This window comes from Geomonas subterranea, assembly GCF_019063845.1.
Taxonomy (GTDB): Bacteria; Desulfobacterota; Desulfuromonadia; order Geobacterales; family Geobacteraceae; genus Geomonas; species Geomonas subterranea.
Genome location: NZ_CP077683.1, coordinates 1,055,312 through 1,068,617 on the forward strand (window position 1 = coordinate 1,055,312; position 13,306 = coordinate 1,068,617).

13 protein-coding genes are annotated in these 13,306 nt (G+C 60.5%); 11 read left to right on the forward strand and 2 right to left on the reverse strand.

Annotation, left to right across the window (positions count from 1 at the left end; translation table 11 throughout):
* Positions 1–259 precede the first annotated feature (259 nt).
* From KP001_RS04600 to KP001_RS04625, 6 genes are all read left to right on the forward strand, one after another.
* The gene (locus KP001_RS04600) at positions 260–1,084 is read left to right on the forward strand and encodes a phosphoribosylformylglycinamidine synthase subunit PurQ (RefSeq protein ID WP_217288397.1); all 825 of its coding nucleotides are present in this window, start codon (positions 260–262) and stop codon (positions 1,082–1,084) included.
* Positions 1,085–1,150: 66 nt separating this feature from the next.
* A complete protein-coding gene (gene purF / locus KP001_RS04605; RefSeq protein WP_217289548.1) occupies positions 1,151–2,578 on the forward strand; it encodes an amidophosphoribosyltransferase in 1,428 nt (475 codons plus the stop codon).
* The gene (pyrE, locus tag KP001_RS04610) at positions 2,575–3,123 is read left to right on the forward strand and encodes an orotate phosphoribosyltransferase (protein ID WP_216510725.1); all 549 of its coding nucleotides are present in this window, start codon (positions 2,575–2,577) and stop codon (positions 3,121–3,123) included. The genes purF and pyrE overlap by 4 nt, the downstream gene beginning before the upstream one ends.
* A gap of 182 nt (positions 3,124–3,305) precedes the next feature.
* Positions 3,306–3,974, forward strand: a complete 669-nt coding sequence (locus tag KP001_RS04615; RefSeq protein WP_217288398.1) for a YkgJ family cysteine cluster protein — start codon at positions 3,306–3,308, stop codon at positions 3,972–3,974.
* A gap of 265 nt (positions 3,975–4,239) precedes the next feature.
* Entirely contained in the window at positions 4,240–4,785 is a 546-nt protein-coding gene (locus KP001_RS04620; protein ID WP_217288399.1) for a YaeQ family protein, read from the forward strand.
* A gap of 31 nt (positions 4,786–4,816) precedes the next feature.
* On the forward strand, positions 4,817–5,344 hold the full coding sequence (locus KP001_RS04625; protein ID WP_217288400.1) for a dioxygenase family protein: 528 nt from the start codon (positions 4,817–4,819) through the stop codon (positions 5,342–5,344).
* 1 nt (position 5,345) lies between these two features.
* Here the strand turns inward: KP001_RS04625 and KP001_RS04630 are convergent, their stop codons facing one another.
* Both KP001_RS04630 and KP001_RS04635 read right to left on the reverse strand, forming a co-directional pair.
* Complete coding sequence (locus KP001_RS04630; protein WP_217288401.1) at positions 5,346–6,089, reverse strand: DUF72 domain-containing protein; 744 nt, start codon at positions 6,087–6,089, stop codon at positions 5,346–5,348.
* Between the two features lie 318 nt (positions 6,090–6,407).
* Positions 6,408–7,430 carry a cytochrome c3 family protein gene (locus KP001_RS04635; RefSeq protein WP_217288402.1) on the reverse strand — a complete coding sequence of 341 codons (1,023 nt, stop codon included), beginning with the start codon at positions 7,428–7,430 and terminating at the stop codon, positions 6,408–6,410.
* Positions 7,431–7,571: 141 nt separating this feature from the next.
* Between KP001_RS04635 and KP001_RS04640 the strand changes: the two genes are divergently transcribed.
* The 5 genes from KP001_RS04640 to fusA all read left to right on the forward strand — a co-directional run bounded on the left by KP001_RS04640 (position 7,572) and on the right by fusA (position 13,213).
* Complete coding sequence (locus KP001_RS04640; RefSeq protein WP_217288403.1) at positions 7,572–8,090, forward strand: DUF4124 domain-containing protein; 519 nt, start codon at positions 7,572–7,574, stop codon at positions 8,088–8,090.
* 88 nt (positions 8,091–8,178) lie between these two features.
* Entirely contained in the window at positions 8,179–9,009 is an 831-nt protein-coding gene (nadC, locus tag KP001_RS04645; RefSeq protein ID WP_217288404.1) for a carboxylating nicotinate-nucleotide diphosphorylase, read from the forward strand.
* The gene (locus KP001_RS04650) at positions 9,006–9,989 is read left to right on the forward strand and encodes a biotin--[acetyl-CoA-carboxylase] ligase (RefSeq protein WP_217288405.1); all 984 of its coding nucleotides are present in this window, start codon (positions 9,006–9,008) and stop codon (positions 9,987–9,989) included. Before nadC ends, KP001_RS04650 begins: the two co-directional genes overlap by 4 nt.
* Positions 9,990–10,122: 133 nt before the next feature.
* A complete protein-coding gene (locus KP001_RS04655; protein ID WP_217288406.1) occupies positions 10,123–10,890 on the forward strand; it encodes a type III pantothenate kinase in 768 nt (255 codons plus the stop codon).
* Positions 10,891–11,113: 223 nt separating this feature from the next.
* On the forward strand, positions 11,114–13,213 hold the full coding sequence (gene fusA, locus KP001_RS04660; RefSeq protein ID WP_217288407.1) for an elongation factor G: 2,100 nt from the start codon (positions 11,114–11,116) through the stop codon (positions 13,211–13,213).
* Positions 13,214–13,306 lie beyond the last annotated feature (93 nt).

Genomic DNA, 13,306 nt, shown 5'->3' on the forward strand with positions numbered 1-13,306 from the left:
TCTCCACCCCATACCTCGTCCGGAAGCGTACCCTCGCCCTCCGGGAGAGGGTGGCCGAAGGCCGGGTGAGGGAGATGGCACGAAGTGAGGACAACGCAGCTGTCGATGCCCTCACCCCGGCCCTTTCCCAGGGGGAGAGGGAGGATGTGGACAGGCGGCAGCTTGTATCGCGAATCTTTTATATGCAGAAAAAGAGCGGGTTGTGCAATAATGAGAACCGCTGTGCCCGCTACTAACCATCCGATAGAGGACTTTATTGATGACCAAGGCTAAAGCGCTTGTCATAACAGGCAACGGCACCAACTGCGAAACCGAGGCGGCCCACGCCTGCAAGCTGGGCGGCTTCGACGAGGCGCGCATCGCCCATATAGCTGAACTTCTGACCGGTGAGGTGACCCTGGACGACTACCACTTCCTGAACCTTACCGGCGGCTTCCTGGACGGCGACGACCTGGGGAGCGCCAAGGCACAGGCGAACCGCCTGCGTTACGCCGCGGTGGAAGGTAAAGAGGAGCGCCTGGTGGACCAGATCACCCGTTTCATCGCCGACGGCAAGTTGATCCTCGGCGTCTGCAACGGCTTCCAGCTCCTGGTGAAGATGGGAATGCTCCCCGCCCTTGGCGGAAACTACCTGAATCAGACGGTTACGCTGACCTACAATGAAGGCGGCCGTTTCCAGGACCGCTGGTGCTATCTCAAGGTCGACGCCGCTTCCCCGTCCTTGTACACCCGCGGCATCGAGGGGGGCGTCTACCTCCCGGTGCGCCACGGTGAAGGGAAGTTCCTGGTCGATGACGCCGCGACCCTGGAGGCGATCGAGGGGAAGCACCTCTCCTGCCTCAAGTACTCCGACAAGAACTACACGGCACCGACCATGGAGTTCCCCGAGAACCCCAACGGCTCCGTGAACGCCATTGCCGGCATCTGCGACGAGACCGGCAGGATCATGGGGCTCATGCCGCACCCGGAGGCCTTCGTGCACCGCACCCAGCACCCGCGCTGGACCCGCGAGGAACTGCCGGAAGAGGGCGAAGGGCTCATCTTCTTCAAGAACGCGGCGAAGTACGTGAAAGAGAACTTCTAACCGAACTCTCCCCCTCCCGCAAGGGGAGGGGGGATTCATAAAGGATAAGGAGCAGTCGTGGAAGAAATGATGATGCGCAGGCCCGAAGAAGAGTGCGGCATTTTCGGTGTATTCAACCACCCGGAGGCGTCGAACCTCACTTACCTCGGGCTCTACGCCTTGCAGCACAGGGGACAGGAAAGTTGCGGTATCGTCTCCTCCGACGGAAGCAACCTGCACGCGCATAAAAGCATGGGACTCGTGGCCGACGTCTTCGGCAACCCCGACATCTTCAAGACACTGCCCGGCCGTTCCGCCATCGGCCACGTACGTTACTCGACCACCGGTTCCTCGGTGATCAAGAACGTCCAGCCCATCAATGTGGACTACTCCCGCGGCTCCATCGCGGTCGCCCACAACGGCAACATCGTCAACGCCCAGATCATCAAGGACGAGCTGGAGGCGTACGGTTCCATCTTCCAGACCACCATGGACACCGAGATCATCGTCCATCTGCTCGCCACTTCCAAGGCCAACTCGCTGCTCGACCGCCTCACCGACGCGCTGAACCGGATCCAGGGCGCATACTGCCTCCTTTTCCTGACCGAGAGCCGCATGGTGGCGGCGCGCGACCCCAATGGCTTCCGCCCGCTCTGCCTTGGGCGCCAGGGGAGCGCCTACGTGGTCGCCTCCGAGAGCTGCGCACTTGACCTGATCGATGCCGAATTCATCCGCGAGATCGAGCCCGGCGAGGTGATCGTCATAGACAAGAACGGCCTGACCTCCTTCTTTCCGCTCAAGAAGGCCGAGCCGACCCCCTGCATCTTCGAGTTCGTCTACTTCGCCCGTCCCGACTCGCACATCTTCGGCAAGAACGTGTACCAGGTGCGCAAGGAGCAGGGGCGCCAGTTGGCCCGCGAGCACAAGGTCGATGCCGATATCGTCATTCCGATCCCGGACTCCGGCGTCCCGGCGGCGCTCGGCTACGCCGAGGAATCCGGCATCCCGTTCGAGCTCGGTCTGATCCGCAACCACTACGTCGGGCGCACCTTCATCGAGCCGCAGCAGGCCATCCGTCACTTCGGCGTCAAGATCAAACTGAACCCGGTGCGGGAGGTGCTGAAAGGGAAGCGCGTTGTCGTCATCGACGACTCCATCGTGCGCGGCACCACCTCCAGAAAGATCGTGAAGATGATCCGTAACGCCGGAGCCGCCGAGGTGCACGTGCGCATCTCGTCGCCCCCCACAAGCTATCCCTGCTACTACGGCATCGATACCCCCAACCGCAAGGAGCTGATCTCCTCGTCCCATTCCATCGACGAGATCCGCCGCTACATAACCGCTGACTCGCTCGGCTACCTTTCCGAAGAAGGTCTCATGTCTACCGTCGGCGCCGAGAACGCCGGCTTCTGCACCGCCTGCTTTACCGGGGGATACCCGGTTAAATTCCCGCGTCTGATGGATCAGCAAGAGCCCCAGATGGGACTATTTGAAAAGGAGACTGCCGAGAAATGACCGAAAAGGAAAGACTGAAGAAGATCATCATTGAGCTGTCCTACGAGAAGAGGAACGTGACCTTGGCTTCCGGTCGTCAGAGTGATTTCTACTTTGACGGGAAGCAGACCACGCTGCACCCCGAGGGCGGCTACCTGACCGGCAAGCTCTTCTTCGAGGCCATCAAGGACGTGGAAGGGGTCGAAGGGGTAGGGGGGCTCACCCTGGGCGCCGACCCGATCGCCACCGCGACCTCCGTGGTCAGCTTCCTGGAAGGAAAGCCCGTTCCCGGCTTCATCATCCGCAAGGAGCCCAAGGGGCACGGCACCGGCGCCTGGCTGGAAGGGCGCAAGAACCTGAAGCCCGGCGCCAAGGTGGTCATCGTCGAGGACGTGGTAACGAGCGGCGGGTCCTCCCTGAAGGCCATCAAGCGCGCCGAAGAGGAAGGGCTGGTGGTGCTCGGTGTGGTCACCCTGGTTGACCGCGAGGAAGGCGGCCGCGAGAACATCGAGGCAGAAGGGTACTGGCTGAAGTCCATCTTCACGAAAGCCGAGATCCTCGCCTAGTATTTGACCGATACTGTGCGTACCGAAGGCGGCAATGAATCCTATTGCCGCCTTTGTTTTTGAATGGGGCATTACACTCCTCCCCCGGAGGGGGGAGGTCGGGAGTCGGGCTGGTGGTAAAGATCATCTCCCTCCCTGACCCTCCCCCTCCAGGGGAGGGGAGTATGGACTGAGTGGTTTTCATGGAAGAGATTTTGAAACGGAACCGCGAGCTGCTGGCGCGGGTGGACGACTGGTTCGCTCGCTGCATGGCAGCCTACCCGGAGCACATCGCCTGCCGGAGCGGCTGCTCTGGCTGCTGCCGGAGCACCTTCGACATCACCCTCCTGGACGCCTATTACCTGAAACTCGGCTTCGATAGGCTGCCTGAAGCGGTCAGGGTGCCGGTGCTGGCGAAGTGCCGGGAACGGCTTGCGCTGATGCGGCAGGAGTGGCCGGAGTTCGACCACCCCTTCGTGCTGAATTACCGCCCCGAGGAGGAGTGGGAACTGCTCATGCCGGACCTGGACGAGACCCCGTGCGTGCTCTTGGGCGACGACGGCCGCTGCCTGGTCTACGACCACCGCCCCATGACCTGCCGGCTGCACGGCATCCCGCTGGTCGACACGGAAGGTGAGGTGATGCACGACGAGTGGTGCACCATGAACTTCACCGAGGCGGACCCGCTCACCCTTCCCGGGCTGACCGCTCCCTTTGACTCCATACTCCGGGCGGAGGTGGCGCTCTTTCGGGATTTCACCGAGAGGTTCCTGGGGCGCAGGATGAGCGAACTGGACACCTTGATCCCTACGGCTCTGATGATCGACTTCGATGGGTTCGACTGGAAGCGCTGGGCACGGGAGGAGGGCTGAAGCGTCTTTTCCTGCTGTAGGGGCAAATAACCATTTGCCCGTCACAGGTGCGCGGACCGACGCCGATGGTTCGAGAGACAATGGCCGCGATGGAAGGGGCTGAAGCGTCTTTTCCTGCTGTAGGGGCAAATAACCATTTGCCCGTCACAGGTGCGCGGGCCGACGCCGATGCCGCGAGAGACAATGGCCGCGACTGAGGGGGGCGAATGATTATTCGCCCCTACAGTGGACGAAGGTACCGACATATTTTGAAAAGGAATGACTAATGGCTCTGCCTTCCATGATTTACCGCGCGTCGGTGCAACTGTCGGATCTGGACCGCCAGATCTACGCCGACATCCAGACCACCATCGCCCAGCATCCCTCCGAAACCGCGGAGCGGCTGCTGACAAGGCTTTTGGCCTATGCACTGTGCTACGAGGAGGATCTCGCCTTCAGCAAGGGGGTTGGCTCGGGCGATGAGCCTGATCTCTGGAGCAAGGGGCCTGATGGGCGGGTCAAGCTCTGGGTCGAGGTGGGGCAACCGGATCCGGAACGGCTCGCCAAGTCCTGCCGCCACGTCGAGCGCGCCTTCCTGTTCACCTTCGGTGCCAACGTCAGCCGCTGGCTCACCCAGCATCAGCAGAAGCTGGCAGGGGTTAAGAACCTGACGGTCATCGGCATTGATTTCAAATTGCTGGGGCAGCTTTGTGGTAAGCTGGAGCGGGTGATCAACTGGTCCATAACTGTCACAGAGGGGAACATTTACTTGACCTTTGACGGCCAGACCATTGAGACAAGCCTCGATCACATCTGTGGCCCTCCTCGCTAGTCCTTTGGTGAGGAGATGGGAGGATGACACTATGGCTACTTCCAGGCACCTTCTTGTTGCACTGTTCCTGCTGCTCCTCATCCTCTCCGCATCAATTTGCGCCTTTGCCCGGTCCTGCCCGCCGACACCCTGGGACGAGATCGGCCCCTTCTACCGCCCCAATGCGCCAGTGCGCGACAGTATTGGCCAAGGTTACATCCTGAGCGGTACGGTCCGTTCCTCCGCCGATTGCTCCCCCATCCCCAACGCCCGCATCGAATTCTGGCAGGCTGGTCCCGACGGCCGCTACGACGATGCCTATCGCGCCACCGTTTACTCCGACAGGAAAGGGCACTACCGCCTGCAGACCATTGCGGCCGTGCCCTATGCAAACCGTCCGCCGCACATCCACATTCTGGTGGACGTGAAGAATTTCGAGGGGCTGGTTACGCAGCACTATCCCAAACGCCGGGCTAAAGGGGCGCAACTCGACCTGGTGCTGATTCCAGAAAGGGACGATACGGGGAAATCAGGCGGCCGGACCGATGATCTGATGCGGCCCGGCAAGGGGAGTCGGTGAGTCACTCTTTATCGAGCGGTTCCTTGAGCATGGCGGCCAGTTCTCTTGCGTTTCGCGGCGCGGCGCCTCCCATGTCATTGTTGAAGTAGATGTAGACATCCAGACCGCGGCTTAAGTATTTCCTGATCCGCACCGCATCCTTCTCCAACTGCTCGTAATCATAGAACCCGTTGTAACTCCCTTCCATCCCATGCCGCCTGATGTAGACGAAGTCCGCTGTAATCGGCAGCGACTCGATGAAGGTCGGGCGGTCCGCCATGCAGAGCGAGACGTTGCGGCTCTTGCATAGGCTGACCACCTCGTCGGTGAGCCAACTCTCGTTTCTGAACTCCAGCGTGTGCCTGCCGTGGTACGGTGCGACCTGTTCCAGAAAGCGCTCCAGCCTGCGCAGATCCACCTTGAATTGAGGCGGAAACTGCCAAAGCATCACCTGCAGCTTCTCCTGCAACTCGTGCGCAGGTCTGAAGAACCTGACGAGAGAGGTCTCGACGTCGTGCAACCTCTTGATGTGGGTGATATAGCGGCTTCCTTTAACCGCGAACGAAAAGTCCTGCTCACTCTCGTCATGCCAGTGCTTGAAGATTTCCGCCGAGGGGGTCCGGTAGAAGGTGACGTTGAGTTCGACCGTGTTGAAGACTGAGCGGTAATATTCGAACCACCGCTTGGCTGGGAGTTCTGCCGGGTAGAAGTTGCCGCGCCAATGGTTGTAACTGAAACCGCTGCAGCCTAAGTAGAGATCTGCCATGACATCCCTCCTCTTTACCAGGAACGCTGCCAGCGCATGCCAGGGACGATCGCGGCATTGACATCTGTGGCCTCCCTTGGGTGACACCCCGTGTGCGGCACACAGGGTGTGGGCAATGTGACCTGTTGGTGACTGTAAGGTTAAAATTCACAAACTCGCCAAGTATACCCGATGCTGCCGCAGGGGCCACTTTTACCTGCCCTTACCCCATCCGCGAGGGGAGGTGAGCACCGGCAGCGCCCACTAAATCCCATCATAACCATAAAAAAAGGCGGGACCTTTCGGTCCCGCCTTTGGTGTTTCACATGGTGCTGCTTGTTACATCTTGTGGCACTTGTCGCATTCACCGTTGGAGGTGAAGGCGTCCTTGCCGTTGTGGCAGGCACCGCAGGACATACCTTTTTCCATGTCGCCCATGGTGTGGTGCTTCGCGCCGGCCCGCATCGGGAAGATCTTGTTATGGCAGTCAGCGCACTTGTAAGCTTCCAGGTGGAACTCGTGGCTGAACTTCACTTCGCCGCCTTCGTTCTTGAAGATCACGGCACCCGGCTTGTAGCCTTTGTGGCACTTGTTGCAGTCGCCGGCGACGGAGAATGCCTCTTTGCCGTTGTGGCAACCGCCGCAGGACTTACCTTTCTGCATGTCAGTCATGCTGAAGTGCTTGGCGCCGGCCTTGAAGGCGAAGAGCTTGGTGTGGCAGTCTTTGCAGCTGAACGCTTCGAGGTGGAAGTCGTGGCTGAACTTGGCGTCGGTCACCCCTTTGGCCTTCCAGGTGATCTCGCGGGGCTTCATCCCGGCGTGGCACTTGCCGCAGTTGCCGGCAACGGTGAAGGCCCTCTTGCCGTTGTGGCAGGCGCCGCAGGTCTTGCCTTTCTCCATCTGGGCCATTGTGACGCGCCCTTCCTTGCCGGTGATGACCGTGCCGTTGTGGCAGGCTTTGCAGCCGTCGCTGATCTTGGCGAGGTGCGCGGAGTGGCTGAAGGTGGTCTGGCCGAGCCCCTTGATCTTGAATTCGACGTTGCGCGGCTTGCCCTTATGACATTTGACGCAGCTCTTTTCATCGGCTACGCTAAAAGCCTTGATGCCACTGTGGCAGGCGCCACAGGACTTGGTCTTTTCCATCTCAGCCATGGTGTAGTGACGCTTCGCCTTCAGATCGAAGATGGCGTTGTGACAGATCCTGCAATTGTTGTTATATTTCAACAGGTGCACATCGTGACTGAAGACAACGGCTTCTCCGTTCTTAAGAGGGAACTTGACGTCCTTGGTCTCCTTGGCGAAAAGCGCAACAGGGAACGCGCAGACGATAAGAACCATAAGCAAGGCGAGACGAAACTGCATGGTACACTCCTTCTGGTTGTTTATTTGCTATCCTTCCTGGCATTAGCCGGGATAATATACACACCGCAAAGGGCATCGTCAATTCAAAACTATTGATTGTTTTTTATGTTTGGCCGTTTAGGCCATGTTACAGGAGGGAAGATGAAAACGATTTTGCTCTCCCTTTTGATGCTGATTCTCCTCACCCCGACCGTCGCCCGCGCCGCCTTCTACCAGTGGACCGACGCCGACGGGGTGGTCCATTTCACCGACAATCGCAGCCACATCCCGAAGCAGTACCGCGAGAAGGCGCACCGGGTGGATGTCTCCGATACCGCGCCTGCTGTCGTGACTCCCGGCAATGAAGTTGTAACCCGGCCGGCCCCACCAACGACCGTCGAACCTGGCGGGCATGGCGAGAGCTGGTGGCGCGAACGCTACAAGTCGCTGCGAACCGAGCTCAAGGCCCTCCAGGACGAGCGGGCCGGCAAGGAGCAGCAACTGGTTGAACTGCGTCGCAAGCGGACCATCTTCCAGCGCGCCCGCGACCGTGCGGCGATCAACACCATGGAGGCCCAGGTCTCTACCCTCGATGCCAGGATAAGCGAGATGCTGAACCGGATCGCCGCGCTCGAGCTTGCCGCCGCCCAGGCCGGGGTACCCGTAGAGTGGCGTCAGTAGCTTGCTGGCGAATTTTATTAGCGGTTGCGGGGCTAGTTAAGCTGTGCTATAAAAAACTGCCGCTTAACTCAGGGAGAGCCCGGATAACATGAACCAAATCGATAACATAATAGATAACGCCCTCGCCGAGGATATACACACCGGCGATATCACCACGCTCTCTGTCGTAGCCACCCCGCGCCGCATGCGCGCGCGGCTTGTCGCCAAGGAGGAGATGGTCCTATCAGGTATCGACGTGGCCCGTCGTGTCTTCGCCAGGCTCGACGCCGGCATCGTCTTCACCGCGCACTACCAGGATGGCGCCCGCCTGCAAAAGGGTGACATCATCGCCGTGATGGAGGGTAACGCCGCGACTCTTTTGCAGGGAGAAAGGGTATCCCTGAACCTGCTGCAGAGGATGTCCGGCATCGCCACCCAGACCGCCGCCTACGTGAAGGAACTGGAAGGGACCGGCGCCCGCGTCGTCGACACCAGGAAGACCACCCCGGGGCTGCGCGTGCTGGAGAAATACTCTGTGAGGGTAGGGGGGGGCACCAACCACCGTACCGGCCTTTACGACGGGGTCCTCATCAAGGAAAACCATATCGCTGCCGCTGGCGGCATCGCCGAGGCGGTGCGCGCAGCCCGTGCCTACATCCCGCACACCTTGAAGATCGAGGTGGAGACCGAGACGCTGGACGAGGTGCAGCAGGCGCTTGAGGCCGGTGCCGACATCATCATGCTGGACAACATGTCCCTTGAGCAGATGACCGAGGCAGTGGGAATAATAAATAAGAGGGCGCTGGTCGAGGCGTCCGGGGGGGTGAACCTGAAAACGATCAGGTCCATAGCCCTGACCGGTGTGGATATCATATCGGTTGGAGCGCTCACCCACTCGGTACGCGCGACCGACATTTCAATGCTGATGGAGGGCGTTTGAAAGACTCCGGGGTAGACGGCAGGATCATCGAGCTGTTCCGCTCCGGCGACGGGGTGGTTTCCGGCGCCGCGCTGAGCCGCCTCCTGGGGGTGTCGCGAACCGCAGTCTGGAAGCACGTCAAGGGGCTCCGCGCCAGCGGGTACCTGATCGAAGCCGTTCCCTCCAAGGGTTACCGGTTGCTCTCTTCACCCAAAGTTCTCACCCAGTTGGATCTCTCAGCAGGCCTCGCCACCACGAGAATCGGCACCAGCATCATCTGCCTCAAGGAAACCGAGTCCACCAACCAGGTCGCTTTCAGGATGGCCGAAGAAGGTGCTGCCGAAGGGACTGTGGTCATCGCCGATGCCCAGAGCGCCGGTAAGGGGAGGCTCGGTCGCATCTGGCTTTCGCCCCCCGGCGTAAATCTCTACTGTTCCGTGGTTCTGCGTCCCGCCATCGCACCGATGGCCGCCTGCCAGCTCACCTTCTTGTCCGTGGTCGCCGTGGCCCGCACCATCGAGAGTTGCACCGCGTTAACGCCGCAGATCAAGTGGCCTAACGACATCCTGATCAACGGCAAGAAGGTCGCCGGGCTTTTGAACGAGATGAACGCGGAGACCGAGAAGGTCAACTTCGTGGTGCTCGGCATCGGGGTGAACCTCAACCTGGACATGTCGTCGATATCGGAGTCGCTACTGCGCCACCCGGCAACATCCCTTCTGGAGCAGGGGGGCGCCGAGGTGGACCGGCTCGCTTTCACCCGGGCGCTCCTGGTGGAACTGGACCGGCTTTACGACGTGTTCCTGCGCGAGGGGGAGGGTCCGGTGCGGGCCGAATGGCTGGAGCGTTCCGCCATCAAGGGGCGCAACGTCAAGGTGAGCCAGGGGGAGCGGGAATTCGTGGGGATGGTGCAGGGGGTGGACTCCTTCGGTGCCTTACTGGTGCAGTTGTCCGACGGAAAGGTGGAGACCGTCCTCTCCGGCGACGTCGCGCTCATCTAAGACCTGCTCACGCAAAGCCGCAAAGGCGCAGAGAAAAGCAGAGCCTTTTGCGCGTGAGTGATGTTTGATATTTGTTACAGGTATTTGCTTTGCGTCTTTGCGGCTTTGCGTGAGGCGCAGTTTGGAGGTTGGCTTGCTTTTGGTGATCGACGTCGGGAACAGCAACATCGTTCTCGGGATTTACGATGAGGAACGATTGGTTCAAGACTGGCGGGTTTCCACCGACAAGTCCAAGACCATCGACGAGTACGGCATCCTGTTCCACGACCTGTTCCGCCTGTCCGGCATCGTGTTCTCGGACGTGAAGGACATCATTGTCTCCTCGGTGGTGCCGACCCTGACCGGCGTGCTGGAGAAACTGGCCCGCCAGTACTTCAAGATCAACCCCTACGTGGTGGGACCCGGCATCAAAACCGGCATGCCGATCCACTACGACAACCCCAAAGAGGTTGGTGCGGACCGGATCGTCAACGCCATCGCGGGGTTTGAAAAGTACCGCTCGCCGCTCATCATCGTGGACTTCGGCACCGCCACCACCTTCGACTACGTCAACAAGAAGGGGGAGTACTGCGGCGGCGCCATCGCCCCCGGGCTCGCCATCTCCATGGAGGCCCTGTTCCAGAAAGCGAGCAAGCTGCCGCGTGTGGATATCGCCCGCCCCCCCAGCATCATCGCCAAGAACACGGTGAACTCGATGCAGGCCGGGATCTTCTTCGGCTACGTGGGGCTCGTTGACGGCATCGTGCAGCGCATGAAGGCCGAGGGGAAGGAGAACCTCAAGGTGATCGCCACCGGCGGGCTCGCCTCGCTGATTGCGCCGGAATCGAGCACCATCGAGGCGGTGGATGAGTTCCTCACCCTGGAAGGTCTGCGCATCATCTACAAGAGGAACAAGCCCTAAGGGCAGGTGCACCGGGCTCTTCCCAATAATTCCGTTTGTGGAATAGTCCGTTTTAAATCAGGAGTCGGTTCACACGCGCAGATAGCGGGTGAGGGAGGTACGCCAAAATCCATTGAGAGTTCAGCCAGGTAGTTGGTAGTTGTTTGTTTCGTCAGCTTCGCTCAAGTCGGTTTCTCGTTGAAGCGTAGGTCATTCATGATCTTCATTCTAAAGGGAGGGCACTATGGGAAGGTATGAAACGGCAAAACTGCGTAACCTCGGTATTGTAGCTCACGGCGGTGCCGGTAAGACCTCGCTGGCCGAGGCGATCCTGTTCGATACGGGCATGATCGACCGGCTGGGGAGGGTGGACGACGGCAGCTCCACCATGGATTTCGAGCCCGAAGAGATCAAGCGCCGGATCTCGATCACCTCCTCCCTGGACCACTGCGAGTGGAAAGGGCACTCCCTCCACATAGTGGACACCCCGGGATACGGCAACTTCATCGCCGATACCCGCGCCTGCATGAGGACGCTCGACTGCGCCGTTGTGATCCTCTCCGCCATCTCCGGCGTGAAGGTTCAGACCGAGGAGGTCTGGCAGTGGGCCAACGAGTTCGAGGTCCCGCGCATCGCCTTCGTGAACAAGATGGACCGGGAGCGTGCCAGCTTCCTGCGCGCCATCGACGACATGGAGAAGGCCCTGGGGGCGAGGGGGGTCGCGGTGCAGATGCCGCTGGGCGCCGAGGAGAACTTCGAAGGGGTCATCGACCTGGTGCGTATGAAGGCCTACCGCTACCAGAAGGACCTCTCCGGGAAGTTCACCGAGGGGGAGATCCCGGCCGAGTACCTCGACGATGCCAAGCGTCTCAGGGAGATGATGGTCGAGACCGTGGCCGAGGCGTACGACGCGCTGACCGAGAAGTTTCTCGATACCGGTGAACTTTCCGAGGAGGAGATCCTCGACGGCCTCAGGGTCGGCACCATGCGCAGCACCTTCACCGCGGTCTTCTGCGGCTCGGCCGCGATGAACATCGGCGTCGCGCAGCTGTTGGATGGCATCTGCGACTTCCTGCCGTCGCCCCTTGATCGCACCAAGGCGGTCGGGATCGATCCGAAAACCGAGCAGGTCATCGAGCGCGCTCCGTCCGAGAGCGAGCCGTTCTCGGCTCTGGTCTTCAAGACCACCTCCGACCCCTACACCGGCAAGATCACTATCTTCCGGGTGTACTCCGGGGTCCTGAACTCCGACTCGCTGGTCTACAACTCGACCAAGGGGGTCCAGGAGCGCATCGGCCAGATCTTCGAGCTGGAAGGGAAGAAGCAGCACCCGATCAAGCAGGCCGTCGCGGGCGACATCGTGGCCGTAGCGAAACTTAAGGAAACGGTGACCGGCGACACGCTCTGCGACGAGGCGAAACCGATCGTGTACGAACCGGCCCAGCCGCTGCAGCCGGTGATCTCCTACGCCATCGAGCCCAAGACCAAGAATGACGAGGACAAGATCCACAGCGCCCTGCAGCGCATGATCGAAGAGGACCCGACCATCGAGAGCCACCGCGACCCGCAGACCCGCGAGTTCATCATCTCCGGGATGGGGCAGGTGCACCTTGAAGTCGTGGTCGAGAAGTTGAAGCGCAAGTTCGGCGTCGACGTCATCCTGAAGACCCCGAAGGTCCCATATCTCGAGACCATCCGCGGCACCGCCAAGGTGCAGGGGAAATACAAGAAGCAGTCCGGCGGGCGCGGCCAGTACGGCGACTGCTGGATCGAGCTGTCGCCGCTGCCGCGCGGCGAAGGGTACAAGTTCGAGGACAAGATCGTGGGGGGCGTCATCCCGCGCCAGTACATCCCCGCAGTAGACAAGGGGATCCAGGAGGCGGCCAAGGAAGGGTTCCTCGCGGGGAACCCGGTGGTGGACTTCAAGGTGGCGCTCTTCGACGGCTCCTTCCACACCGTCGACTCCTCCGAGATGGCCTTCAAGGTCGCCGGCTCCATGGCGTTCAAGAAGGCGATGGAACAATGCAAGCCGGTACTGCTTGAGCCGATCGTCAACATGAAGATCACCGTCCCGGATGAAAACATGGGCGACGTGATCGGCGATCTCAACTCCAGGCGCGGCAAGGTGGTGGGGGTGGAGCCGAAGGCGAACTCGCAGATCATCAGGAGCGTGGTGCCGATGTCGGAAGTTCTGACCTACTCCAACGACCTGCGCTCCATGACCAGCGACCGCGGCATGTTCACCTCCGAGTTCTCGCACTACGAAGAGGTCCCCAGCCACCTGGCGCAGAAGATCATCGCCGAGGCCCAGGACCCGAAGAACAATAACCACAAAAGCGCCTAACTGAAGCTTTCAGCTTGGCTGCTGCCCGGTCTCCCTTAACGTAGCCTTGGCGAAGGTGGGCGATGTCCACCGTAGCCTCGGCGAAGGTGGGAG

What these genes read in the sequence shown, in the direction of transcription:
- KP001_RS04600 (WP_217288397.1), top strand. Translation starts at nt 260, where the DNA reads ATGACCAAGGCTAAAGCGCTTGTCATAACAGGCAACGGCACCAACTGC.
- purF (WP_217289548.1), top strand. Translation starts at nt 1,151, where the DNA reads ATGATGATGCGCAGGCCCGAAGAAGAGTGCGGCATTTTCGGTGTATTC.
- pyrE (WP_216510725.1), top strand. Translation starts at nt 2,575, where the DNA reads ATGACCGAAAAGGAAAGACTGAAGAAGATCATCATTGAGCTGTCCTAC.
- KP001_RS04615 (WP_217288398.1), top strand. Translation starts at nt 3,306, where the DNA reads ATGGAAGAGATTTTGAAACGGAACCGCGAGCTGCTGGCGCGGGTGGAC.
- KP001_RS04620 (WP_217288399.1), top strand. Translation starts at nt 4,240, where the DNA reads ATGGCTCTGCCTTCCATGATTTACCGCGCGTCGGTGCAACTGTCGGAT.
- KP001_RS04625 (WP_217288400.1), top strand. Translation starts at nt 4,817, where the DNA reads ATGGCTACTTCCAGGCACCTTCTTGTTGCACTGTTCCTGCTGCTCCTC.
- KP001_RS04630 (WP_217288401.1), bottom strand. Translation starts at nt 6,089, where the DNA reads ATGGCAGATCTCTACTTAGGCTGCAGCGGTTTCAGTTACAACCATTGG.
- KP001_RS04635 (WP_217288402.1), bottom strand. Translation starts at nt 7,430, where the DNA reads ATGCAGTTTCGTCTCGCCTTGCTTATGGTTCTTATCGTCTGCGCGTTC.
- KP001_RS04640 (WP_217288403.1), top strand. Translation starts at nt 7,572, where the DNA reads ATGAAAACGATTTTGCTCTCCCTTTTGATGCTGATTCTCCTCACCCCG.
- nadC (WP_217288404.1), top strand. Translation starts at nt 8,179, where the DNA reads ATGAACCAAATCGATAACATAATAGATAACGCCCTCGCCGAGGATATA.
- fusA (WP_217288407.1), top strand. Translation starts at nt 11,114, where the DNA reads ATGGGAAGGTATGAAACGGCAAAACTGCGTAACCTCGGTATTGTAGCT.